This is a genomic window from Pseudoflavonifractor gallinarum, assembly GCF_014982855.1.
GTDB classification, from domain to species: domain Bacteria; phylum Bacillota; class Clostridia; order Oscillospirales; family Oscillospiraceae; genus Pseudoflavonifractor_A; species Pseudoflavonifractor_A gallinarum.
Window position 1 is genome coordinate 116774 of record NZ_JADCKF010000004.1, and the last position, 22119, is coordinate 138892.

Below are 22119 nucleotides of genomic sequence, written 5' to 3' on the forward strand. Positions count from 1 at the left end.
GCAAAAGTCAACCACAAAATGGCCCCGGCGGATTTATTCGTCATCCTGTGCCGCACCGTAGCGCTCCAGTCCCTCCTTGATCTCCTCCCACCGGTAGCCCCGGCGGGCCAGGGCGTCGGAGGTGCGCTTGAGGGCTCTGGGGTCCCGGGGGTCCTCCCCCCGCATCTTCCGGCGGATGAACTGGTCGATCTCGTCTTCCGGGTCCTGGGCCTCGGCCAGGGCCTCCTCCCAACAGTCCCGGGGCACCCCCCGGCGGTAGAGCTCGTCCCGGAGCTTTCGCTCCCCATAACCCTTGGCGGAGTAGTGCCGCACCACGCTCTTGGCGTACTCGGCGTCGTTGAGATAGCCCAGCTCCTCCAGCCAGTCGGCCACCGCTTCGGCCGCCGCCGGGTCGGCCGCCGCTTTTTCCTTCCGCTCCTTCCCGTCCCGGGTGGGCCGGGGGCGGGCGGTGAGCTTCTGCACCAGCTCTCTCCGGGAGAGGGGACGCAGGGAGAGTGCGCGGATGGCCCGCTCCTTCAGCTCCCCCAGGGCGGCGGCGGCGCACAGCTCCTCCAGCCGCTCCCCGGAAAGCTCCATGCCCGCATAGAGGCCGAAGGAGACCACCTCATTCTCCCCCACGCGCAGCAGGGAGCCGTCCTCCAGATGGAGGAGCCACCGCCCCTGCACCCGCTGGGAGGGGGCCAGCTTCAGCAGTTTCATTCTGCGTCGGCCCCGTCCTCGCCGTCATCAAAGTCGTCGGCGCTCACGTCCACGGCCCGGCCCGCCGCCTTGGCCGCGGCGCGGCCCTGGCTGGGCATGAGCTTGTAGGCGTTCTTACGGATCTCGGCCTCGATGCGCTCGGCCTCCTCCGGATTGTCCTTCAGGTACTGCTTGACGGAATCCTTGCCCTGGCCCAGGCGCATCTCGCCCATGGAGAACCAGGAGCCGGACTTCTGGATGATGTCCAGCTTGACGCCCAGGTCCACCAGCTCGCCCACCTTGGAGATGCCCTCACCGTACATGATGTCGAACTCGGCCTCCCGGAAGGGCGGGGCCACCTTGTTCTTTACGATCTTGACCCGGGTGCGGTTGCCGATGATCTCGGAGCCGTTCTTGAGGGACTCCACCCGGCGCACGTCCATGCGCACCGAGGCGTAGAACTTCAGGGCACGGCCGCCGGTGGTGACCTCGGGGTTGCCGTAGACCACGCCCACCTTTTCCCGGAGCTGGTTGATGAAGATGACGATGCAGTTGGTCTTGGCGATGGAGCCGGCCAGCTTGCGTAGGGCCTGGCTCATGAGCCGGGCCAGCAGGCCCACGTGGGAGTCGCCCATGTCGCCCTCGATCTCGGCCCGGGGGGTCAGCGCGGCCACCGAGTCCACCACCACCACGTCGATGGCGCCGGAGCGGACCAGGGCCTCACAGATCTCCAGGCCCTGCTCACCGGTGTCGGGCTGGGAGATGAGCATGGAGTCGATGTCCACGCCCAGAGCCCGGGCATAGGTGGGGTCCAGGGCATGCTCGGCGTCGATGAAGGCCACCTCGCCGCCCCGCTTCTGGGCCTCGGCCACGATGTGCAGGGCCAGGGTGGTCTTACCGGAGGACTCGGGGCCGTACACCTCGATGATGCGCCCCTTGGGCACGCCGCCGATGCCCAGGGCCAGGTCCAGCGCCAGGGAGCCGGTGGGAATGGCCTCCACCACCACGTGGGAGTTCTCCCCCAGACGCATGACGGTGCCCTTTCCGTAGGTCTTCTCAATATTGGCCAGACAGGTCTCCAGGGCCTTCTTCTTATCGGAAGCCGGCGCGGCCGACTCGATGGGTTTCTTCTTATCTGCCATGGTTTTGTATCATCCTTTCCAGCCGGCGGGACACGCCGGCCTCCTTCACCAGATTTGCGGGGTTTCTCTCCCCCTGTTCTGGTTCCATTATCCCACAGTTTCAGTCCAATAAACCGGACTCATCCAACAGTGGGACCACGCCGCCCACCACACGCTGGATCCCCTGGGTATCCGGATAGGTGCAGATATCCTGATAGCCCTCCTGGGCCAGGATGGCGGCCACCTGGGTGTCCTGACCCATCCCCACCTCAAAGAGCAGGGTGCCGCCCAGGCGCAGGGCGCTCTTCCAGTTGCGGGCGATGAGGCGGTAGAAATCCAATCCATCCGCGCCTCCGTCCAGGGCCAGCCGGGGCTCGTAGTCCCGCACAGACGGGTCCAGGCCCTCGATCTCCCAGCTGGGGATGTAGGGCGGATTGCTGGCGATCACGTCAAAGTCCCAGAGGGCAGGGGGCGGAACCTCCCGGGCATCGGCCTGGATGCAGGTCACCCGGGCGTTGAGGTCGTTGCGGCGCACGTTCTGCTTGCAGATGCGCAGTGCCCCCTCGGACACATCCGCCAAAACCGCCCGGCATCCGGGCACGTTGGCGGCTACCGCCAGCCCCACACAGCCGCTTCCGGCGCACAGGTCCAGGACCCGCGCCCCCTCTCCGGCGGCCCGGGCACGCAGAATGGCCTGCTCGGCCAGCACCTCGGTGTCCATCCGGGGGATGAGCACCTCCTGAGAGACCTCCATAGGCAGGCCGTAGAACTCCCACTCCCCCACCAGATAGGCCACCGGCTCTCCCGCCAGGCGGCGGCGCAGCAGCTCGGCCGTTTTCTCCTCCACCTGGTCGGAGGCGTAGAGCATCAGGTCCCGGTAGAACTGGTCCCGGCTCTTTCCCGCCGCGGCACAGACGATCTCCCGGGCCTCCAGCTGGGCCGATTCCACGCCCGCGCTCTTCAACTGATGTCTGGCGTCCAGGTATAGATTATTATAGGTGGTCGCCATCAAATCACCCTCACACGATCAAATTTTACAACACACATTTTCTCGGGCACCCAGTGCCCGGACTTTGGCAGGACGCCTTACCAGGCGTTCCAGGCCATCGATAAGACATACTTCTGCGATGTTTGATGCAGCCTCGCAGAGTTCCGCCGTCCGCAGACGGCGGAAGAGAGTTAAATCGTGTTTTCCGGCGGCGTGTACGTCGGAAAACACTCTTCTCAGGCCGCAAGTGTGCGAGCGCCAGCGAGTGCGCGCAGCGGCCTGCATTCCCTCGAAAAAATGCTTGCATTTTTGAGAAGCATGTCGAAGTATTTCGACATGCTGAGACACCTTACCAGGCGTCCTTTCCCTTTTCGCTGGGCAGCACCAGCTCCAGCGAGCGGATGCCCACCTCGATCATACTGTCATCCGGCTCAAAGGTGGTGTAGTTCTGGAGCCACAGCCCGGGGGCGGTCATGACCCGGGTCAGGGCGTTGTCATACCGGCCCACCAGGCGGTTGATCTCATAGGTCAGACTCACCACCACCGGCAGCAGGAGCAGATGAATCCCCATCCGCGCAAAGACATTGGTCACCTCCACAAAGGAGAACACAAAGCTGGAGAGCAGAATGGCCACCACGATGACCACAAAGAGGAAGCTGGTCCCGCACCGGGGATGGTGGCGGGGCTGCTTGCGCACGTTCTCCACCGTCAGGGGGAGGCCGGCCTCATAGCAGAAGATGGTCTTGTGCTCGGCGCCGTGGTACTGGAACACCCGGTGGATGTCCTTGGTCTTGGAGCACAGCACCAGATAGCCCACAAAGATGATGACGCGCACCACGCCCTCCAGCACGTTGCGCACCCACATGGGCATGTCCTGGACCAGAAGGCCCAGCCCGCCCACCACCGCGGTGGGCAGCAGGATGAAGAGGCCCACTGAGAAGGCCATGCCCAGGATCACGGCCAACGTCACGATCATGGAGTACATGGCCTCACTGCCCAGCCGGCGCTCCAGCCACTGTTCGAATTTGGAGGGCTCTTCCTCCTCTTCCTCGTCCCCGTAGAATTCCGCTGAAAACATCAGGGCCTTGACCCCGTTGGCCATAGAGGAGCCAAAGTTAAAGACCCCCCGCAGCAGAGGAAGGCCCAGAATGGGATACTTATCCTTGATGAGCACCCGGTCGCTGACCTGTTCCTCCAGCGTTCCATCCGGCTTGCGCACCACGACGGCCTTTTTCTCCGGCCCCATCATCATGATCCCCTCGATCAGAGCCTGACCGCCGATCATGGTCTTGAACGTGCTCCCGCAGGAGCTGTGCTGTTTCTCTTCTGCCATGTGGTTCTCCTTTATTCTTCCCCCGGAGGAGGGTCGCCCCTCCCCCAGGGATTCCTCTGTTATCCTACCAAATCAGCCCGGCTTTTGCAAGACTCAATTCGAACTTACGTTCCAATTGGCAGTCGGACGGTCACCAGGCAGCCGCCGCCCTCCGCATTTCCGATCTCCAGGGTGCCCTGATGGCGCACCACGATCTCCTCACACACGGCCAGACCGATGCCGCTGCCCCGGGCCTTGGAGCTTCCCTTGTAGAACTTGGTCTTCACATGGGGCAGCTCCTCCTCCGGGATGCCCGGGCCGTAGTCCCGGATGGTGATGACGGCCTCGTCCTCCTCCCGCCGGATGGCGGTGTCGATGCGCTTCCCGCTCCCGCCGTGCTTGGCAGCGTTGTCCAGCAGGTTGCAAAGCACCTGCCGCAGCCGCTCCGAGTCCACGTTCATGAGAGGGAACTCCTCCTCACAGTCGGTATGGTGCAGCTCGATCCCGTCCCGGCGGAAAAACTCCTTGTAGGTGTAGACCGCGTCCTCCAGCTCCGCCTTGATGTCCACCGGTTCGATGGAGAGCGTAAAGCGTCCGTCCTGGATGCGGGAGAACTCCAGCAGCTCCTCCACCATGTTGGTCAGACGCCGGGCCTCACTGACGATGATGCCCATGCCCTTCTTCACGTCCTGGGCGTCCCGCACCTCGCCGTTCATGATGGTCTCAGCCCAGCCGTTGATGGCGGTGAGGGGGGTACGCAGCTCGTGGGAGACCGAGGAGATGAACTCGTTTTTCATCTTCTCCGACTGCTTGATTTTCAGGGACATGTCGTTGATGGCGTCGATGAGATCGCCCACCTCGTCATCAAACTGTTTTTCCATCTGCACGCCGTAGCTCCCGGCGGCAATGTGCTCCGCCGTCCGGGTGACCTGCACCACCGGCTCCACGATGGAGCGCACGAAAAACAGTCCCGAGAAATAGAGCAGCGCCAGCACCAGCAGGCCCACCGTGAGGGCCACGCCCACCACGATGAAGATCTGCCGGTCCACCAGGGCCAGGGACGTGACGATCCGGATGACCGAGACCACCTCTCCGTTGACCTTCAGGGGGCAGGAGACCGCCATGATGTGCTCCTCCGTGTTGGGGTCGGCCCCGGTCCAGACCCCCATGGGCTGGCCACTCAGGGCGTCATGGATGTCCGGCGTATCCGGCTTGTAGCCGGAGATCTGGATCAGGCTGGAGAAATGCACCACGCCCTCGCTGTCCAGGATCTGAAAGTTGAGCCGGTCGCTGTCCTCAAACTGCCCCGTCACGAAGGCGGAGGCGTTCTGGTAATAGTCGGCCTCGGTCTTATAGCCGCTGAACATATTGGCCGCCACGGTGATCTTGCTCTGAAGTCCCGTGCGCAGATTGGAATAATAGTAGCTGACCATGGCCACGGAAAAGGACGTGACCGCCAGCAATACCACCAGCAGGGCCGCGCTGATGCTGTTCATCATCCAGCGCTTTCGAATGCCCTTCATTCTCTTCATGGATGCACCACCCGGATAAAAGATAGCAGCCTCAGGCGCCCCACTTGTAGCCGTACCCCCACACCGTATTGATGTAGGTCGGATTCGTGGGATCGTCCTCGATCTTGATGCGCAGACGGCGGATATTCACGTCCACGATCTTCAGCTCACCGAAATAGTCCCGGCCCCACACCGTATCCAGGATCTCCTCCCGGGAGAGGGCCTTGCCGGGGTTGTCCATAAAGAGCTTGACAATGGAGTACTCCACCTGGGTCAGCTTGACCCGCTGGCCATTTTTCTCCAGGGTGCGGTTGCGGGTATTGAGCAGGAAGGGCGGCTGGTTGATCTCATCGGTGTTCTCCAGCACCACGCCGCCAGCCCGGCGGTAGAGGGCGTCCACCCGGGCGGTGAGCTCCGCCGGGGAGAAGGGTTTGGTCACATAGTCGTCCGCCCCGGTCATCAGCCCCGTCACCTTGTCCATCTCCTGGGTCCGGGCGGTCAGCATGATGATGCCGATCTGGCTGTTGCTGGCCCGGATGCGGCGGCAGACCTCAAAGCCGTCGATACCGGGGAGCATGATGTCCAGCAGGGCCACCTTGATGTCCGGATTCTGCTGGAGCAGCTCCAGGGCCTCTTCGCCGGTCCCCGCCTCGATGGTCTCATATCCAGCCCGTTTCAGGTTGATGACCACAAAGCTGCGGATATTGGCCTCATCCTCCAGGACCAGTACTTTTTTCATGTCTTGTTCCTCCTTACTTCCTTCCGCGCTTCCTCAGTCAAAGGAGTCCCAGTCGGTCTGGATGATCCGGAAGTGCTCCCGCACGCCGGCCTCGTCCAGGCCGCAATCCCAGCCGTCCATCAGCTCGGCGGCATAGATCACGGTGGGATTGTCCTCGCCGCTGTCTCCCAGCCGGAACCGGCCGGGCAGGCTGGCCCGGCTCACCCGGTTGCTGCCCGAAAGGCGGTAGATGGTCAGAAACGGGATGGGCTCCGCGCCGCTCTCCTTATCCCAGTAGGAGAAGATGACGGCCCGCTCTCCCCCGCCCGCCGCATCGCTGCGGGAGAGGGTGATCTTCCCCTCCCACTCGTCCGGCAGGATCAGGTACCATCCGTCCTGCTTGTTGTAATAAGTCGTGCACACATAATATGGAGTGCCGCTGATGTCATACTGGCTCCACCGGTTGAGCCAGAAATTCGGGGCGCTGCCGCTGGGGCGGTACTCCTCCACCGCGGCGGAGGTGGCCAGCTCCAGAATGCCGTCCTGATTGATGTCGGTGGGTTTGAGGGCCGCGTAGATATTGAGGGTCCCCTCGCTGGTATTGCTCTCCGGCTGGAGCGTGATATTGCGCAGCTGCTTGCGCGTATTCGGGTCCTTCTGTTCCCAGACCAGAATATCGGTGACCTGTCCGCTGCTGGTCTCGTTGATCCCGTTGGACAGCTCGCTGGTCACAAAAAGGGCTGGGACGGCATCCCGCAGATAGCCCTTGCGCATACCCTCATCCTGTACTGCACCGATATTTTTGGACAGCGGCGCGGCGGAATCCGGCTCCATCAGGCCATCCCGGAAATCATACAGCTCTACCTCGCTGCCTCCCTCCGGCTTGGTGTTGAGGATGAGGACCTCCTCATTGTCATCCCGGTCCATGTCGTAGAGCTTGAAAGCGGTGTAGTCGGTCCGCAGCAGCTCCACCACCTGTTCGCTGGACACCGAGTAGGCCGAGAGGAAATGGAGCTGATCGCTCAGCTGCCAGCTCACCACTACCTCTTTATCCGGCGAGTCATCCAGATTGACATAGTCGATGTAATTGATCCCGGTCCCCGGGCCCTCGATGACGGCCTCCAGCTCATAGGTCTCCCCCATCTGGCGGTAGATATAGATCTTGGGCTGGCTCTCCTCGCCCGTCATACGAAAAAAGGCAATGGCGGAATCCACCACGCCGTCTCCATCCATATCCTGAAGCTGGATATTCTGAATATTTTCCCCGCCCAGCGGTGCGCAGTACTCCGCCCCCTGACTGAGCACCTCGTTGATCTCGCTGGTCAGGTTCTTGAACTCCCGGGGAAGCTCCGGCAGACGGTACAGGTTATCGTCTGACTGCTGGGCGCACCCTGCCAGCAGCAGACACAGCGCCGCAGGCAGGAGGCACCGCCTCCTGATCTTGTGTTCTTTCATAGTGCGTGACCTCTCACGTAAAAATCCAAGCCACGGCCGGAGAAATCTGCATTTCCTCCTTTTTATATGCCGGACCAGTCATTCAGTACAGAATATTGTAGCATAGTTTCCGGTCGAATGGTATGCCTAATTGTAATTTTACTCCTCTTCCAACCGCCCTTCTTCTGCTCTGACGCAAATTTTCTCTTGTCAAACGATATGGTTTCCTGTATAATATAAAATCGATCCGCCGGTATGATGGAATTGGTAGACGTGACGGACTCAAAATCCGTTGGTGGCGACATCGTGTCGGTTCGAGTCCGACTACCGGCACCAGCTCGTCGCAAGCGACATATCGCTTGCGACGAGCTTTTTCATTTCATTGCAAAGCTCATCGCGCGCTCATTCTGCTGCTCTTCGCTTCCAAATCGAACCCGCTGCGCTGGGCTGCGATTTGGTTTCGGGTGCAAACCTGAACGCTGCGGCATCTATACTGTTGCAATATTTCAAAAATCGACAAGCCCCTAAAGGGGCTTGTCGATTTTCATTTATACACTCTTCTGTTTATCCGAAAAGCCATTGAATCTCTCGTGTAACCATTCCGCCACAAGGTATCGTCTTTTGAAGCGAATGATAACCGTTTTCCATTCTCCGCACTCCTCACAAAGATCAGGTTCTTCGGAGAAAAGGAAGCACTTGGGACTGTATTCAGAGTCTGTAAGCTTATTCCAACAATCCAGACAAAGTTCTGCCATTGACATCACCTCTGTTCCATCATATCAGAGTTGCATTGCAAATGCAATGCATACTTTCGAGAAATAGTGATATAGACTAATCGTAATACAAATGTATTGCGAGGAAACATCCATGGGCAGATTTCAGATACCATCCACGCCGCCTACGATCAACAAAACAATCCGCTTCCCAAGCGATGTGGTGGAAGGAGTGGAAAAGGCAATTCAGAATAAAAATTGCACGTTTTCTGCCTTTGTGATCGCTGCGGTCCGCGCGGCTTTGGAGGAGGTCCGCGAAATAGATACATCCAGTCCGGACCAGCATCCATAGTATTTTGATGGTTCAGCTCATCGTGCGCTCATTCTGCTGCGCTGAGCTTCGATTTGCTATTGGGCACGGTTGAATCCCTGCATCGATATTGTTGTGATGTTCCAGTCGGAGCAAGCTTTGTATCGCTTGCTCCGACTTTTTTATAACAAACACAGTCCGCTCCCAACACTGCTCCTCCTTTCCAAATGAATTTGGTCATGGTAAAATGAAAGAAAGAGTCGTGAAGTGTGCGTCCCAGGTGCGGGGAGGTATCTGAGATGAAAAATCCAGGTAAAAAGAAGCTTTCATTCGCACTCACCGGGATACTCGTCTTATTCCTGCTGGGCGCTTACGCCTGGTACACAAGACCCGTGACGCTCCCGGCACTTTATCCCATGTTAAAACCTGAGCAGTGCACACAGATCCAGGGGTATTATGAAATCGGAATGCAGCCGGAGCAATCCAATTTCACGATCACGAAGGACAGTGCAGAATTTGAACGGCTTTGGGATCTGTTCTATGACCAGAGCTATCGCCGCAGTCTCAAGGATCTTCTGCCCAGGGGTACGAGGATCCATCGGACCGAAGAGGATGATTTTCAATGGACGGTCGATGTTCTCTTTGAGGACATTGCATTTCCCGACGGAAGCACCGGCTCCGGCACAATACTGTCTTTTACCTATTGGTACGGTACTTTTGAACTATTTTTCGACGGAGAAACCCACATTTATCGGGTTCCTGAACCGGAGCGCTGGGCCGCTCAGGTCCTTGCGATCATACAGTGAACACCAAACTGCGGAGCGAAAAATAGGAGGGGTACCATGAAGGAGCCGAAGGAATTCTCCTATTGGAAACATCCATATCAAAAATGGCTGCTTTTCTTGGCCGGAGTAATCCAACTCCTGTGTCTGTTCCTGAATGTGCGGGAATTTCCGGAGTACAGGCACCTTTTGGAGATTGGATTCCTCAACGCTTCCCAATGGGAAAGCTATTTTGTCGGGCAGTGCATGCAGTGCGCGCTGAATATTCTGTTGATCGTGCTCTTTTTCGGGTGCCTGCTGATCGGCCGCTTTGCGCGGAGCGCCCCATCGGCCCGGCGGGCGGAGGGGATCCTCCTGCTGTGTAAGGCCGCGCTCTGGGGCGTAGCCGGTCTTCTGCTACGCTTTCCGGCCTTTGGAACCACCTGTTTTATCTGGGGGCTGATCCTGATCGCACTCCTCTGCTGCGGAGCTTTTTCTCTCTGGAAGAGCCGCAAAAAGCCCGCCAACCTCGATTGACGTCGCGCCGTTTTCCCCTCTGCCAGGGCTCGTTTTCAAAACAGAAAGAAAAAAATAAAAAAAGGTTGACAGACGGAATATCTCGTGGTAATATATTACCTGCGCTGAGCGGTGCACGGCGCAGATATGCACGAGTGGTGGAATTGGCAGACTCGCTAGATTCAGGTTCTAGTGTGCATTACGCACGTGCGGGTTCAAGTCCCGCCTCGTGCACCAAAATAAAAGGACATCCTTTCGGATGTCCTTTTATTTTTTCGATCCACACGCAAAGGAGCGGTTCCGCACAAAACGGAACCGCTCTTTTATCATCTGTATTTTCGTTCTTTACGGTATGCTCATACCTGGTAGCATCCCCCGCCGATGAACTCCCGCAGCAGCGAGGTCTTGGGCACATCGTCCGCGGGCAGGGGGAGGAAATAGCTCAAAAACTTCAGCAGCCGCTTGGCCTCCAGGTATTCCGGGCAGTCCTTGGGGACGCCGAACAGCAGAGGCTCAATATAGGGCTTGAGCAGGGCGATCTCATAGATCAGGGCCGAATTGAACACCACGTCCGCGCTGTCCTGGAAGGGGAAGATGTTGGCCTCCTCTCCCCGCCGGACCGAGGGCCACATCTGAATGGTCGCCCGTGCCCCATAGCCGCGGGTCCTGGCATCCCGCTCGATCCGCCGGAGCAGGCGGGCATCCGTGGTGGGGATGCGGTTGTGGTCATCGACATTCAGTGTGGTGAGACAGCTGATATAGATCTTGAATTTGCTCTCCTTGGGCAGGGAGTGAGAAAATACGTCATTCAGGCAGTGGATCCCCTCGATGACCAGAATGTCCTTTTCGCCCAGGGTCAGGGTATTTCCGTTGTACTCCCGGATACCTTTTTTGAAATTGAACTGGGGCATCTCCACCGTCTCGCCCTGCAAAAGCCGGGACATATCCGTGTTGAACTGCTCCACATCCATGGCGCCCAGGCTCTCAAAGTCATACTGGCCGTGCTCGTCCCGGGGGGTCTCCTCCCGGTTTTTGAAGTAGTTGTCCGTGGCAATGGCATGGGGCCGCAGTCCGCAGGCCATCAGCTGGGTGCACAGGCGGTGGGAGAAGGTGGTCTTTCCAGAGGAAGAGGGCCCCGCGATCATGACGAAGCGGACATCCTTGCGCCGTGCAATGGTCTCGGCGATGTCGCCGATCTTCTTCTCCATCATGGCCTCGCTGGTCAGGATGATCTGGGCCGCATCCCCCTGGCAGATGGCCTCGTTGAGATCGGCCACATTGGAGATGTGCAGGGCCTCGGCCTTGCGCTCACCGTCGTACATGGTCTGGAACACCTTGACCGAGGGCTCAAAGGGGGCCAGCTGATCCGGCTTCTGGACGTCCGGCAGGCGCAGGACAAAGCCGCAGTCAAACAGCTCCAGCCCAAAGCACCGCACATATCCGGTGTCCGGGACCATATAGCCATAGAAATAATCCGCAAACTCCCCTAGAGAATAGTAGTTGACCCGGGAACTGATCCGGCAGCTGAGCAGCTTGGCCTTGTCCTGGAGCTTCCGCGCCTCAAAGAGCGCGATAGCGTCGTCGGTGGGAATGGAGTGCTTTTGGATGGGGATGGCCTGCTCCGCCAGCTCGCGCATACGCTCCTCCACTCGATTCAGCAGAGCCTGGTCCAGCTGGAAGGCCCCTTTGGCCCGGATGAAGAGCGCATGGCTCAGGGAGTACTCCACGCAGATGCGCTCGATCTGATCCCGTCCCACAATATCATAGAAGGCCTTGAGCATCAGGAAAATGACGCTACGCTCATAGGTCTGCATCCCCGGCTTGTCCTGGATGGTCAGCATGCGCAGCGTGCAGTCCCGGTCCAGCTTCTTTTGCAGCTCACACAGCTTTCCATCCCGCTGCACCAGCAGAATGTCGCTGTGGTATCCCCCCTGTACCTCCCGGGCAATGGTCTGGTAGGAAGTCCCGGCGGGATACTGGCGTTGGACGCCGTCCACCGTTACCGAATACATATGGTCCATATGCGCTTCTCCTTTTCCAATTTGGTCTCCCGTAGTTTATGTTCGGAGTATAGCAAAAAACTCGTTTCTTTTCAGAAACGAGTTTTTTGTTCTTTCAAATTGGTGGAGATAAGCGGGATCGAACCGCTGACCTCTTGAATGCCATTCAAGCGCTCTCCCAGCTGAGCTATACCCCCATATTCACTTGCCGTGCCGCCGGACCGGCGACTCAACGTAGGATATTATACCCGCCTCTTCCACATTTGTCAAGCATTTTCTTTCTCTTTTTTTGGCCCCTGCTCCAGCACAGCAGGGGCCGTTCTCTTTTTCTCACGGTTCGGGCCTGGCGGGCGCTCTCCAGCCCTTCCCCCAGATCTCCTGAATACGGATCCGGAACAGGGCGGTCTGTAAAAAACAGCCCCGGTTCTGTGCCCGGAACTCCTCCTCCGGCTCGGGACGGAACTTCTGGCTGAACACCCGCAGTCCCTCCCAGCGCGCCGCTTCCTCCAGCACCTCTTCCGCCGTTCCAAAGACCACTGCGCTCTCATATTCGGTGGTGTACTGCTCGGGGATCACCCGGGCATGGCCCACCGCCGTGACGCAGACCTGGGGACAGGCGCGCAGACAGTCGATCTTCTTGCCCTCTCTCGCACAGTGAAAATAGAGCCACTCCCCTGCCCGGGTCATGTTGACCGGTACGGCATATGGCGTTCCATCCGGTTGTGTCATGGATAGGGTCATCCACTCCGTCTGATCCAAAATCCGGAGCGCCGCTTCCCGCTCCAATGCACGGTCTTTTCGCCGCATATCGTTTCCTCCCATCTTTTTCTTGTGTCTACTATATCTCATCCCGCTCACCCGCGCAAGATTTCCCCTTGACATTTCCCCAACACCGTATATAATTACATATGAACAATAGCTCATATATTTTGAGAAAGAAAGGAGTATGCACCATGTCCCTCCCCGATTCCCCGTCCCAAGCCCAGGATCTGGACCACTGCGACTATATGCATGTACACGAGGACATTGTCGCACAGGTCAACGAGACCATGCCCGATGAGGAGATCCTCTACGATCTGGCTGAGCTCTTTAAGATCTTTGGAGACTCCACCCGCATCAAGATCCTCTATGTCCTCTTTGAGGCCGAGATGTGCGTGTGCGACATCGCCACGCTGCTGGGCATGTCCCAATCCGCCATCTCCCACCAGCTCCGCTCCCTCAAGCAGAGCAAGCTGGTCAAGTATCGCCGGGAGGGGAAGACCGTCTTTTACTCCCTGGCCGATTCCCATGTGCGCACCATCCTGGACCAGGGCATGGAGCACGTAGCCGAGTAAGCCCCCATTCAGAAAGGAGATCTCACCATGAAAAAACGTTTTTCCTTTACCAATCTGGACTGTGCCAACTGCGCCGCCAAAATGGAGGCGGCCATCGCCAAGCTCGACGGCGTCCACAGCGTGTCGGTCAGCTTCTTCTCCCAGAAAATGACCCTGGATGCCGACGACGAGCGGTTCGACGCCATCCTTCAGGAGGCGGCCAAGATCTGCAAAAAGATTGAGCCCGACTGTGTGCTCCACATCTGAGCCGCGTTCTCGATCCAGTTTGCAAAGACGGGAATGATTTCCCGACAGGAGGTCAACCATGGATTCCAGACAAAAAAAGATGCTCTGGCGGATCCTCGCCGCCGGAGTGCTGTTTCTCATCGCCCTTTTGATCCCGGCCCAGGGATTGCCCCGCCTTCTGCTCTTTCTGATCCCCTACGGGGTCATCGGCTGGGACGTCCTCTGGCGGGCGGTGCGCAACCTGACCCGGGGTCAGATCTTTGACGAGCATTTTCTCATGTCCCTGGCCACAGTGGGCGCCCTGGCCATCGGAGAATACCCCGAGGCCGTGTTCGTCCTGCTCTTCTACCAGGTGGGAGAGCTCTTCCAGTCCTGCGCGGTGGGGCGGTCCCGCCGGTCCATCGCCGCGCTGATGGACATTCGCCCGGACGTGGCCCGGGTGGAGCGGAACGGCGCACTGGAGGAGGTGGACCCGGAAGAGGTCTCCTCCGGTGACATTCTTGTCATCAAGCCCGGGGAGCGCGTCCCCCTGGACGGGGTCATTCTGGAGGGCTCCTCCGCCCTGGATACCGCCGCCCTCACCGGCGAATCCCTCCCCCGGAGCGTCTCCCCGGGCGCCGACGTGATCAGCGGGTGCATCAACCTGACCGGACTGCTCCGGGTCCAGGTGACCAAGCCCTTTGAGGAGTCCACCGTGGCCCGCATCCTGGAGCTGGTGGAGAACGCCTCGGGACGCAAAGCCCGGGCTGAGGCCTTCATCACCAAGTTCGCCCGGTACTACACCCCTGCCGTGGTGGTGGCCGCCGTCCTGCTGGCCCTGATCCCTCCTCTCTTCTTCCAGGGCGGGTGGGGTGACTGGCTGGGCCGGGCCTGCTCCTTCCTGGTCATCTCCTGCCCCTGCGCCCTGGTCATCTCGGTCCCCCTGGCCTTTTTCGGCGGCATCGGCGGGGCCTCCCGGGCCGGTATCCTGATCAAGGGCGGCAACTATCTGGAGGCCCTGGCCAACACCGAGACCGTGGTCTTTGACAAGACCGGTACCCTCACCCGAGGCGTGTTCAACGTCACCGCCATCCACCCGGAGCAGGAGCGCGAGGCCGATCTGCTGGAGCTGGCCGCCCTGGCGGAATCCTGGTCCGACCACCCCATCGCCCACTCCATCCGGGAGGCCTACGGGGCCGAACTGGACACCAGCCGGGTCACCGGCGTGGAGGAGCGCTCCGGCCGGGGCGTCCAGGTCCAGGTGGACGGCCGGACCGTCTGCGTGGGCAATGACACCCTGATGGAGGAGATCGGCATCGCCTGGCATCCCTGCCACCAGGTGGGCACCACCGTCCACGTGGCGGTGGACGGCGTCTATATGGGCCATCTGGTCATCTCGGATCAGGTCAAGGAGGACGCCGCCGATGCTATCCAGGCCCTCCGCGCCTGCGGCGTGCGCAAGACCGTCATGCTCACGGGAGATGCCCAGGCCGTGGGGGAGGACGTGGCCCGCCGGCTGGGACTGGACGAGGTCCACGCCCAGCTTCTCCCGGCCGACAAGGTGGACCGGGTGGAGGACCTGCTCCGCCAGACCTCCCCCAGAGGGGCCCTGGCCTTCGTGGGGGACGGCATCAATGACGCCCCCGTCCTCTCCCGGGCCGACATCGGCATCGCCATGGGCGCACTGGGCTCAGACGCCGCCATCGAGGCCGCCGACGTGGTCCTCATGGACGACAAGCCCTCCAAGATCGCCCTGGCCATCCGGATCGCCCGCAAGACCCGCTCCATCGTCCGGCAGAATATCGTCTTTGCCCTTGGGGTAAAATTCCTGGTACTGGGCCTGGGGGCCTTTGGCCTTGCCAACATGTGGGAGGCCGTCTTTGCCGACGTGGGAGTCTCGGTCATCGCCATTCTCAACTCCATGCGTGCCCTTCACTCCCCCTCCGAGCCCTCCTGAGCGCAAAATCGCCCCTTTCTCCTTGCATCTGGCCTCAGCGGCTGGTATGATGAAAGTAGAAAGAGGAATGCCCGGTCCCGACCAGCTCAACCCAGGAACTTATGGTAAGGAGGGTGTCAAGATGAAACGATCTGCCGTTCCCATCGCGCTGTCCCTGCTCTTCTCCCTGGCCGCCTGTACTTCCCCCGGCGTGGAAGAGCCTACCCCCACCCCCTCTCTCCTCCCCAGTCCGTCCGCGTCCGCCCCGCTCATCCTCGACGACGGGAAGGGGGACCGCCCCACCATGCCGGAGGACCTGCCTCAGGACATGGCCTACCTCTATGACTTCTTCTTCTCCGAGCGGTATGACCGGCAGGTATCGGATGAATTCTCCCTCACCGGCCGGGAATTGCCCGGGCGGGGCATGTTCCTCCTCTATGAACCCTATGTGAACCAGCTGGAGGGCGCGGTGGAGACCACCGCCGACGGGGACGGCATGACCCCCTACCGCCTCCGGCAGTACCGCGCCACGCTGGAGAGCGGCACCCTTCTGGTGGGCACCCACTACTATGAGCCCGACCAGTTGGAGTATCTCTCCTACCTCTGGACCGACATCCCCGGGATGAAAACCGTCCGGGAGGTGGCGGTGGGCAGCAGCGAGGCCGACCTGCTCCGGGCCTATCCCGAGCAGCTCTACTATCTCACCGCCCAGGAGGCCAGCCCCGGCATCTGGTCTCTGGAGCCCGAATCCGACCTCTCCCCCTCCTTTGACTGCGCCTACACCTGGCAGCCCTATACCCAGGAGAACAACGACTGCCGGGACATCACCTTCTACCTCAAGGACGGCACGGTGACTGCCATCGAGATTTCCTCTCCCTATGAGCTGCGCTATGTCTACGGGTACGACCGGGACGCCGGTCTGGAAACGGCAAATGCAAACCGCGCCGCCCTGGACGGCTGAGCGCAGAACCCTCCCAAAAGCCCTTCGAGCGGGGCGCTTCCCCTTTTCGGAAGCGCCCCGCTCGTTCTCTTTTTTGGACCGGTATCCATTTTTTCTCCCAGGCCTCCCCCCAGTATGCTATAATAGGGTCTGTTGAACATTAACGGACAGAAGGTGACAAATTTGACGCAAGAAACCATGCTCTACGTGGTGCGCCACGGACAGACCATGTTCAATCTCCTGGACCGGGCCCAGGGATGGGCCGACTCCCCCCTCACCCCCGCCGGGGAGGAGGCTGCCGCCCAGCTGGGCCTTGGGCTCTCCCGCTCCGGCGTGGTCTTTTCCGCGGCCTGGTCCAGCGACAGCGGACGGGCCCGGGACACCGGACGCATCCTCCTGGACCATATGGGCCAGCAGGCCCTTCCCCTGCACACCGACCGCCGCCTGCGGGAGTGGTGCCTGGGCGATATGGAGGGCCTGCCCAACCGGCAGTTTCTCTCCTCCCTCCTGGGGCGGGACGGCCGCCCCATCTCCATTCGGGAGCTCAATGCCCGGCTCCCCGAGGCGGTGGAGAGCATCCACACCCACCTGGACTCCACCGGTATGAGCGAGTCCTATGATACCCTGCGCGCCCGCCTGTTGGAGGGCCTTTCCTCCATCGCCCGGGAGACCGCCGGGCAGGGGGGCGGGAATGTGCTGGTGGTCTCCCACGCCCTGTCCATCAAGCTCCTCATCCACCTGCTCTGCCCCGATCGTATGGAGGAGGCCGCCATGCTCCACAACGCAAGCGTGTGCCGCTTCCGCTTTGCGGATGACGGCTTTCAGGCCCTGGAGCTCAACGACACCCGCTATCTGGACGGCTCCGCCGTCCCCGCCCGGTGAGCGCCGTGGTGGCCCTCGTGACCGGCGGGAGCGGGAGCGGAAAATCCGCCTGGGCGGAGGGGCTCTCCTGCACCCTGTGTCCGGGTCCCAAGCGCTACCTCGCCACCATGCGCCCCTTCGGGGAGGAGGCCCAGCGCCGCATCGCCCGGCACCGCGCCATGCGCGCCCACAAGGGCTTTGACACGCTGGAGTGCCCCGACGGGCTGGGCGGCCTGCCCATCTCCCCCTCGGATACGGTCCTGCTGGAGGACCTGTCCAATCTGGTGGCCAACCGGCTCTTTTCTCCCCAGTGTCCGGAGCACTGCGGGGACGTGCTGTGGTCGGAGCTCTCCGCCCTGGCCGACCGCTGTACCCACCTGGTGGTGGTCAGCAATGAAATCACCTCCGACGGCATCGAATACGATCCCTCCACCCAGGCCTTTCTCGCCCTTCTGGGCGAGCTGGACCGGAAGCTGGCCCGGCGGGCCGACCTGGTGGTAGAGGTGGTCTGCGGACTGCCGCTGGTCCTGAAAGGAGAGATCCCATGTTCCACTCCCTCGTGATCGCCTTCTCCACCTACTCCCGCCTCCCCATGCCCCAGGTGGAGTGGAGCGAGAAGAATATGAAATACGCCATCTGCTTCTTCCCCCTCATCGGGGCCGTCATCGGCGCGCTCTTCCTGCTCTGGGTCTGGCTGTGCGCCCAGCTGGGGCTCAATTCCTTCCTGCGGGCGGCCGGCTGCGTGGTCCTCCCCCTGCTGGCCTCGGGGGGCATCCACATGGACGGCTTCTGCGACACGGTGGACGCCCTCTCCTCCCACCAGACCCGGGAGCGCAAGCTGGAGATCCTCAAGGACTCCCACACCGGGGCCTTTGCCGTCATCTTCTGCGGCGTGTGGCTGGTGCTGGATCTGGGCGCCCTGACCCAGCCGGAGGCACTGCGGAGCTTTGGCGTGCTGGCCCTGGGCTTTGTGCTCTCCCGGGCCATGAGCGGTCTGGCCCTGGCCAATCTGAAGGGGGCACGGCCCTCCGGGATGCTCCAGGCCTTTGCCGACGCCTCCCACAAGAGCGCGGTGACCGCGGTCATGCTGGTCTTTCTCGTCCTGTCCGTGGCCGGGATGGTCTGGCTCTCCCCGGTGTCCGGGGGCACCGCGGCCCTGGCGGCGGCCCTGTGCCTGCTCCACTACCGCCGCATGTCCTACCGCCAGTTCGGCGGCATTACGGGAGACCTGGCCGGGTATTTCGTGCAGCTGGCCGAGCTGTCCATGGCCCTGGCCGTCGCCCTCACCTGGAGGTTTGTATGAAGCTGTATGTCGGCGGCGCCCATCAGGGCAAGGCCGCCTATGTGAAGGAACAGACCGGCCTCTCTCCCCGGCTCTGTACCCCGGAAGAGGCCCTCTCCGCCCCGGCGGTGGACCAGTTCCACCGCATCTGCCGCACCCTGCTGGAGCGTGAGGAGGATCTGGGGCAATATGTGGACCGTCTGCTGGCCGAGAATCCGGACGCCGTCATCCTGTGCGACGAGATCGGCCTGGGCGTGGTCCCGCTGGACCCCTTTGAGCGCCGCTGGCGGGAGGAGACCGGCCGGGCCCTGTGCCGCCTGGCGGCCAGCGCCGAGCGGGTGGAGCGGGTGGTCTGCGGACTGGGATGGAGGCTGAAGTGATATGACGGAATTTCTCTTCCTGCGCCACGGCCGGACGGCCGGCAATCTGAGAAGCAATTATGTGGGCGGGCGGACCGACGAGCCCCTCTGTCCCGCCGGGATCGAGGCCCTGCGCGCTGCCCGGGAGGCTTGTCCGGAGCGCTTTACTGCCCAGCGCCTCTTCGTCAGCCCCATGCTCCGCTGCCGGGAGACCGCCGCTCTCTGCTTCCCCCACCTCACCCCCACCCCCGTGGAGGAATTCCGGGAGTGCGACTTCGGCGTCTTTGAGGGGAAGAACTTTCAGGACCTGGAACAGGATCCCCGCTACCGTGCCTGGGTGGAGGGGAACTGCGCCGGGCCCATCCCGGAGGGGGAACACCCGGACGCCTTTATGGCCCGGTGCCGCGCCGCCTTCGCCCCCCTGCTGCAACATCCCGCCCCGGGACGCACCGCTCTGGTGGTCCACGGCGGCACCATCATGGCCATCCTCTCCGCCTTCGCCCGACCGGAGCGGCCCTATTTCGACTACCATGTCTCCAACGGCGGAGGCTACCTCTGTACCGAGGAGAACGGCCTTCTCCGTATCGTCGAGCAGTTCTGAATTTCCACAGAGAAAAAGCGCCCCCCGGCGCAGCATGTGCTGCGCCGGGGGGCGCTCTATTTTTGCTTCTATGGAAACACCGGGATCAGGCCTTCTCCTCGCAGAGATGGGCGGCGATGCGGGTCAGGAGCTCCACCGAGCCCACATGGTACCCGCTCACACCGTAGACCGCCTGGCCCTTTCCGTTGCAGGCCACCGCCAGGGGCGGACGGTCCGGATCGCAGGTCAGGTGCCGGGCCACGGTCTCCAGATCGAAGGCCCAGTCATCTTCCAGCACCCGCAGGCCCGGCCACTTGGCCAGCACACCGGCCAGGGTGCGCTGCTTCAGGCTCTCCTCGCCCCGCAGAAGGAACACCACGTTCACCGGCAGGGCCTCCAGGGCCTCCTGTCCGGCGGAGAGCTCGTTAAGCACGTGCTCGGTGGGCTCGTTGCCCTCCTCCAGCCAGAAGAGGAGGGTGGGCCGTCCGTCCGCCGGGATGACCTCAGTGGTCACGGACTCCTCGGTGTACAGGGTGCGCCCGGTCATGAGGGGCAGGTCCTGGCAGCCCAGCAGATCCTCCAGCGCGAAGGGCCGCAGGCGCAGGTCGGAGCAGGTCTCCTCCCCCGCCCGGACCACCAGCTCCCGCCGGGCGGCAAACTGGTTGCCGTTGGGCAGGCGCACCGAAGTCATCAGCCGGTACTGTCCCGCGGGGAGCTTTAAGGCATATTCCCCATCGCTCCATCCCTCGTCGGAGAGGGTGAGGAGCTTCCACCCGCCCGATACCCGGCGGGAGAGGCTCCAGTTCTGACGGTAGAGGGGAGCAGGACCCTCGCTCTGGGTCAGCCGCAGGGTACCCAGGGCCTCCGCACGGACGGTGTGGAAGGCCCCGTCCTGCCAGAATTCCGGCATGCCATCTAGGGCACGCAGACGGGCGGGGACACCCAGGGCGCGCAGGATGGCCACATAGAGGATGCGCAGGCTCCGCCCGTCGCAGCGCATGGCCTGCCACGCCTCCATGGGCGTCCAGACCAGGCCGGTGATCTCTCCGGCGTAGACCTTCTCTACTGCCGGGTCCATCCGCTCCTCCAGCGCCGTCCAGAGGGCGGCCGGGCAGGCACGGAAGGCCGCCTTCTCCCCCTCGCTCAGGGCCTGGAGCAGCGCGCCCCGCCAGGGGGTGAGGCACTCGATCTGGATGCGGGGCGAGAGTACATAGGGCCCGTAGAGCTCCCCTGGCATCTCTCCCTGGGGCGGAGCGTTGCGGAGGTGGTCCTCCAGGATCTCATCGGTGACATCCCGCAGGTCCTTGGCGGTGATGCTGCGGAGCATGGTCTCCCGGCGGGGATCGCCGTCCCGCTCCAGGAAGGCCAGCAGCACCGGGGCGTTCCCCCGGGCGGCCTTGAGCAGGTCCTCCCACTCGGGTTTTCCCTGGCCGGGATGGTAGTGGGAGGCGATGCGCGCCTCCCGCAGCTCCGCGCCCCGGACCAGCTCGGCGGCCCGCGCGGCCTTCTGCTCGGCGGTCAGGAGGGCGGGATGGATGGGCTCGTCCTTGGGGGCGTGGACGTCAAACTCGGCCCAGTCGGTCTCCTCCATGGCGGGGTGGACCAGCTCCAGGACCACGGCACCGTCCACGCAGTCCCCCTCGGCACGCAGGCCGTCCAGGGTGCACAGCACATGGAGATCGCCAAGGCCCAGCTGGGCCCGGGCCTCTCCCCGCTCGTCCGCGGTCAGGGTGGCGATGGTGTGGAAGCTGGCCTCGTTGAGGACCTGGAGCTGGAATCGGGCCCCGGCGGCGGGCAGCCCGTCCCGCTCCGCCCGGAAGGTATAGGTCCGGGTGCGGGCATAGCGCTCGGTCTGGTTGTACCAGGTCACCGCCCCGTCGGTGCCTAGGGGCGCGCCGTGGAGGTGGGAGCTCCCCGCGCCGAAGAGCCGGGAGTGGACCAGAATGGCCCGGGAGGCGGCGGTGTTGAACCAGCCCCGGTCCAGAATGGGCTCGGGCTCGCAGGCGCCCAGGAAGCGCCACTCGCCGTCACACAGGGCTTCCACCCAGGCGTGGTTGTCGTCACAGTGGGCCCAGCGGGGGGAGTACACCTGCCGGGCGGGGATGCCCACGCTGCGCAGGGTGGAGACCAGGAAGGCAGACTCCTCTCCGCAGCGGCCGCTCCCGCTGCGGAACACGGTGAGGGGGGAGGCGGTGCGGTCATCCTGGAACTGGTAGGAGGCGTTCTCATGGCACCAGCGGTTGACCTCCAGCACCTTCTCCGCCACGGTGGGCAGGGGCTCGATCCGGGCGCGGAGGGCGTCGTGGAAGAGGGCGCGGTGGAAGGACAGGTCCTCGTCGTTCACCCGGGGGAAGAGGACATAGTGGTAGAAGATCTCCTCCTCCAGCGCCCCGCACCAGGCGGTATGGGCACGCAGGTGGAGGGCGTGGTCTACAAATTGCAGGAAGAGGTCAAAGGGATACTGGTCCAGATCGCTCTCGGGCAGGTGGGTCATCAAAAACTCCATGGCCCGGCGCTGCTCGTCCGTCAGGGCGCACAGCCGTTCATTCCATCGCTCCATC

General features: G+C 62.1%; 22 protein-coding genes and 3 tRNA genes. 14 read left to right on the forward strand and 11 right to left on the reverse strand.

Going from position 1 to position 22119, the window contains the following annotated elements:
* Positions 1 to 33: 33 nt before the first annotated feature.
* From INF37_RS05850 to INF37_RS05880, 7 genes are all read right to left on the reverse strand, one after another.
* Positions 34 to 699, reverse strand: a complete 666-nt coding sequence (locus INF37_RS05850; protein ID WP_193537055.1) for a regulatory protein RecX — start codon at positions 697 to 699, stop codon at positions 34 to 36.
* Entirely contained in the window at positions 696 to 1820 is a 1125-nt protein-coding gene (recA, locus tag INF37_RS05855; RefSeq protein WP_101691233.1) for a recombinase RecA, read from the reverse strand. Before recA ends, INF37_RS05850 begins: the two co-directional genes overlap by 4 nt.
* 100 nt (positions 1821 to 1920) lie before the next feature.
* Positions 1921 to 2808, reverse strand: coding sequence for a peptide chain release factor N(5)-glutamine methyltransferase (prmC, locus tag INF37_RS05860; protein ID WP_193537057.1), 888 nt, complete (start codon positions 2806 to 2808; stop codon positions 1921 to 1923).
* Positions 2809 to 3136: 328 nt separating this feature from the next.
* A complete protein-coding gene (locus INF37_RS05865) occupies positions 3137 to 4120 on the reverse strand; it encodes a DUF1385 domain-containing protein (protein WP_180956691.1) in 984 nt (327 codons plus the stop codon).
* 104 nt (positions 4121 to 4224) lie between these two features.
* On the reverse strand, positions 4225 to 5631 hold the full coding sequence (locus INF37_RS05870; protein WP_101691231.1) for a sensor histidine kinase: 1407 nt from the start codon (positions 5629 to 5631) through the stop codon (positions 4225 to 4227).
* A gap of 31 nt (positions 5632 to 5662) precedes the next feature.
* On the reverse strand, positions 5663 to 6349 hold the full coding sequence (locus INF37_RS05875; protein ID WP_101691230.1) for a response regulator transcription factor: 687 nt from the start codon (positions 6347 to 6349) through the stop codon (positions 5663 to 5665).
* 33 nt (positions 6350 to 6382) lie between these two features.
* Positions 6383 to 7783 carry a hypothetical protein gene (locus INF37_RS05880; RefSeq protein WP_193537059.1) on the reverse strand — a complete coding sequence of 467 codons (1401 nt, stop codon included), beginning with the start codon at positions 7781 to 7783 and terminating at the stop codon, positions 6383 to 6385.
* A gap of 228 nt (positions 7784 to 8011) precedes the next feature.
* On the opposite strand from INF37_RS05880, the gene INF37_RS05885 reads away from it, so the two are divergent.
* The 5 genes from INF37_RS05885 (at position 8012) to INF37_RS05900 (ending at position 10299) form a co-directional block, all read left to right on the forward strand.
* Positions 8012 to 8098 (forward strand) — tRNA-Leu (locus INF37_RS05885).
* A 531-nt stretch (positions 8099 to 8629) separates the two neighbouring features.
* Positions 8630 to 8827: a YlcI/YnfO family protein gene (locus tag INF37_RS15925; protein WP_286167290.1), complete on the forward strand. Its 198-nt coding sequence runs from the start codon at positions 8630 to 8632 to the stop codon at positions 8825 to 8827.
* A gap of 257 nt (positions 8828 to 9084) precedes the next feature.
* Positions 9085 to 9591 carry a hypothetical protein gene (locus INF37_RS05890; protein ID WP_193537061.1) on the forward strand — a complete coding sequence of 169 codons (507 nt, stop codon included), beginning with the start codon at positions 9085 to 9087 and terminating at the stop codon, positions 9589 to 9591.
* Positions 9592 to 9756: 165 nt separating this feature from the next.
* Positions 9757 to 10083 (forward strand): hypothetical protein, encoded by a 327-nt coding sequence (locus INF37_RS05895; protein WP_193537063.1) that lies wholly within the window; start codon positions 9757 to 9759, stop codon positions 10081 to 10083.
* A 128-nt stretch (positions 10084 to 10211) separates the two neighbouring features.
* A tRNA-Leu gene (locus INF37_RS05900) sits at positions 10212 to 10299 on the forward strand.
* Between the two features lie 119 nt (positions 10300 to 10418).
* Here the strand turns inward: INF37_RS05900 and INF37_RS05905 are convergent.
* The 3 genes from INF37_RS05905 to INF37_RS05915 all read right to left on the reverse strand — a co-directional run bounded on the left by INF37_RS05905 (position 10419) and on the right by INF37_RS05915 (position 12869).
* On the reverse strand, positions 10419 to 12083 hold the full coding sequence (locus INF37_RS05905; protein WP_353654809.1) for a nucleoside kinase: 1665 nt from the start codon (positions 12081 to 12083) through the stop codon (positions 10419 to 10421).
* Positions 12084 to 12183: 100 nt separating this feature from the next.
* A tRNA-Ala gene (locus tag INF37_RS05910) sits at positions 12184 to 12259 on the reverse strand.
* A 133-nt stretch (positions 12260 to 12392) separates the two neighbouring features.
* Complete coding sequence (locus INF37_RS05915) at positions 12393 to 12869, reverse strand: pyridoxamine 5'-phosphate oxidase family protein (protein WP_193537065.1); 477 nt, start codon at positions 12867 to 12869, stop codon at positions 12393 to 12395.
* Positions 12870 to 13015: 146 nt separating this feature from the next.
* Here INF37_RS05915 and INF37_RS05920 point away from each other — a divergent pair, with 146 nt between their 5' ends.
* From INF37_RS05920 to INF37_RS05960, 9 genes are all read left to right on the forward strand, one after another.
* Positions 13016 to 13396, forward strand: a complete 381-nt coding sequence (locus INF37_RS05920) for an ArsR/SmtB family transcription factor (RefSeq protein WP_193537067.1) — start codon at positions 13016 to 13018, stop codon at positions 13394 to 13396.
* Positions 13397 to 13423: 27 nt separating this feature from the next.
* The gene (locus INF37_RS05925) at positions 13424 to 13642 is read left to right on the forward strand and encodes a heavy-metal-associated domain-containing protein (RefSeq protein WP_101691224.1); all 219 of its coding nucleotides are present in this window, start codon (positions 13424 to 13426) and stop codon (positions 13640 to 13642) included.
* A 58-nt stretch (positions 13643 to 13700) separates the two neighbouring features.
* Complete coding sequence (locus INF37_RS05930) at positions 13701 to 15557, forward strand: heavy metal translocating P-type ATPase (RefSeq protein WP_193537069.1); 1857 nt, start codon at positions 13701 to 13703, stop codon at positions 15555 to 15557.
* A gap of 121 nt (positions 15558 to 15678) precedes the next feature.
* Positions 15679 to 16497 carry a hypothetical protein gene (locus INF37_RS05935; protein WP_193537071.1) on the forward strand — a complete coding sequence of 273 codons (819 nt, stop codon included), beginning with the start codon at positions 15679 to 15681 and terminating at the stop codon, positions 16495 to 16497.
* A gap of 162 nt (positions 16498 to 16659) precedes the next feature.
* Positions 16660 to 17358, forward strand: coding sequence for a histidine phosphatase family protein (locus INF37_RS05940; protein ID WP_193537073.1), 699 nt, complete (start codon positions 16660 to 16662; stop codon positions 17356 to 17358).
* Between the two features lie 8 nt (positions 17359 to 17366).
* Positions 17367 to 17900 carry a bifunctional adenosylcobinamide kinase/adenosylcobinamide-phosphate guanylyltransferase gene (locus INF37_RS05945; protein ID WP_193537075.1) on the forward strand — a complete coding sequence of 178 codons (534 nt, stop codon included), beginning with the start codon at positions 17367 to 17369 and terminating at the stop codon, positions 17898 to 17900.
* Entirely contained in the window at positions 17882 to 18640 is a 759-nt protein-coding gene (locus tag INF37_RS05950; protein WP_193537076.1) for an adenosylcobinamide-GDP ribazoletransferase, read from the forward strand. The genes INF37_RS05945 and INF37_RS05950 overlap by 19 nt, the downstream gene beginning before the upstream one ends.
* Entirely contained in the window at positions 18637 to 18999 is a 363-nt protein-coding gene (locus INF37_RS05955) for a bifunctional adenosylcobinamide kinase/adenosylcobinamide-phosphate guanylyltransferase (RefSeq protein WP_193537078.1), read from the forward strand. The genes INF37_RS05950 and INF37_RS05955 overlap by 4 nt, the downstream gene beginning before the upstream one ends.
* 1 nt (position 19000) lies before the next feature.
* The gene (locus tag INF37_RS05960) at positions 19001 to 19579 is read left to right on the forward strand and encodes a histidine phosphatase family protein (protein ID WP_193537079.1); all 579 of its coding nucleotides are present in this window, start codon (positions 19001 to 19003) and stop codon (positions 19577 to 19579) included.
* A gap of 85 nt (positions 19580 to 19664) precedes the next feature.
* Here INF37_RS05960 and INF37_RS05965 read toward each other — a convergent pair whose 3' ends face one another.
* Complete coding sequence (locus INF37_RS05965) at positions 19665 to 22118, reverse strand: transglutaminase-like domain-containing protein (RefSeq protein WP_193537081.1); 2454 nt, start codon at positions 22116 to 22118, stop codon at positions 19665 to 19667.
* Position 22119 lies beyond the last annotated feature (1 nt).

Excerpts from the sequence above, each read along its gene's own strand:
- INF37_RS05905 (WP_353654809.1), bottom strand. The coding sequence starts at position 12,083 with ATGGACCATATGTATTCGGTAACGGTGGACGGCGTCCAACGCCAGTAT.
- INF37_RS05920 (WP_193537067.1), top strand. The coding sequence starts at position 13,016 with ATGTCCCTCCCCGATTCCCCGTCCCAAGCCCAGGATCTGGACCACTGC.
- INF37_RS05950 (WP_193537076.1), top strand. The coding sequence starts at position 17,882 with ATGTTCCACTCCCTCGTGATCGCCTTCTCCACCTACTCCCGCCTCCCC.
- INF37_RS05960 (WP_193537079.1), top strand. The coding sequence starts at position 19,001 with ATGACGGAATTTCTCTTCCTGCGCCACGGCCGGACGGCCGGCAATCTG.
- INF37_RS05930 (WP_193537069.1), top strand. The coding sequence starts at position 13,701 with ATGGATTCCAGACAAAAAAAGATGCTCTGGCGGATCCTCGCCGCCGGA.
- INF37_RS05865 (WP_180956691.1), bottom strand. The coding sequence starts at position 4,120 with ATGGCAGAAGAGAAACAGCACAGCTCCTGCGGGAGCACGTTCAAGACC.
- INF37_RS05935 (WP_193537071.1), top strand. The coding sequence starts at position 15,679 with ATGAAACGATCTGCCGTTCCCATCGCGCTGTCCCTGCTCTTCTCCCTG.
- INF37_RS05890 (WP_193537061.1), top strand. The coding sequence starts at position 9,085 with ATGAAAAATCCAGGTAAAAAGAAGCTTTCATTCGCACTCACCGGGATA.
- INF37_RS05875 (WP_101691230.1), bottom strand. The coding sequence starts at position 6,349 with ATGAAAAAAGTACTGGTCCTGGAGGATGAGGCCAATATCCGCAGCTTT.
- INF37_RS05880 (WP_193537059.1), bottom strand. The coding sequence starts at position 7,783 with ATGAAAGAACACAAGATCAGGAGGCGGTGCCTCCTGCCTGCGGCGCTG.
- INF37_RS15925 (WP_286167290.1), top strand. The coding sequence starts at position 8,630 with ATGGGCAGATTTCAGATACCATCCACGCCGCCTACGATCAACAAAACA.
- INF37_RS05965 (WP_193537081.1), bottom strand. The coding sequence starts at position 22,118 with ATGGAGCGATGGAATGAACGGCTGTGCGCCCTGACGGACGAGCAGCGC.
- INF37_RS05850 (WP_193537055.1), bottom strand. The coding sequence starts at position 699 with ATGAAACTGCTGAAGCTGGCCCCCTCCCAGCGGGTGCAGGGGCGGTGG.
- INF37_RS05870 (WP_101691231.1), bottom strand. The coding sequence starts at position 5,631 with ATGAAGAGAATGAAGGGCATTCGAAAGCGCTGGATGATGAACAGCATC.
- INF37_RS05955 (WP_193537078.1), top strand. The coding sequence starts at position 18,637 with ATGAAGCTGTATGTCGGCGGCGCCCATCAGGGCAAGGCCGCCTATGTG.
- prmC (WP_193537057.1), bottom strand. The coding sequence starts at position 2,808 with ATGGCGACCACCTATAATAATCTATACCTGGACGCCAGACATCAGTTG.
- recA (WP_101691233.1), bottom strand. The coding sequence starts at position 1,820 with ATGGCAGATAAGAAGAAACCCATCGAGTCGGCCGCGCCGGCTTCCGAT.
- INF37_RS05925 (WP_101691224.1), top strand. The coding sequence starts at position 13,424 with ATGAAAAAACGTTTTTCCTTTACCAATCTGGACTGTGCCAACTGCGCC.
- INF37_RS05915 (WP_193537065.1), bottom strand. The coding sequence starts at position 12,869 with ATGCGGCGAAAAGACCGTGCATTGGAGCGGGAAGCGGCGCTCCGGATT.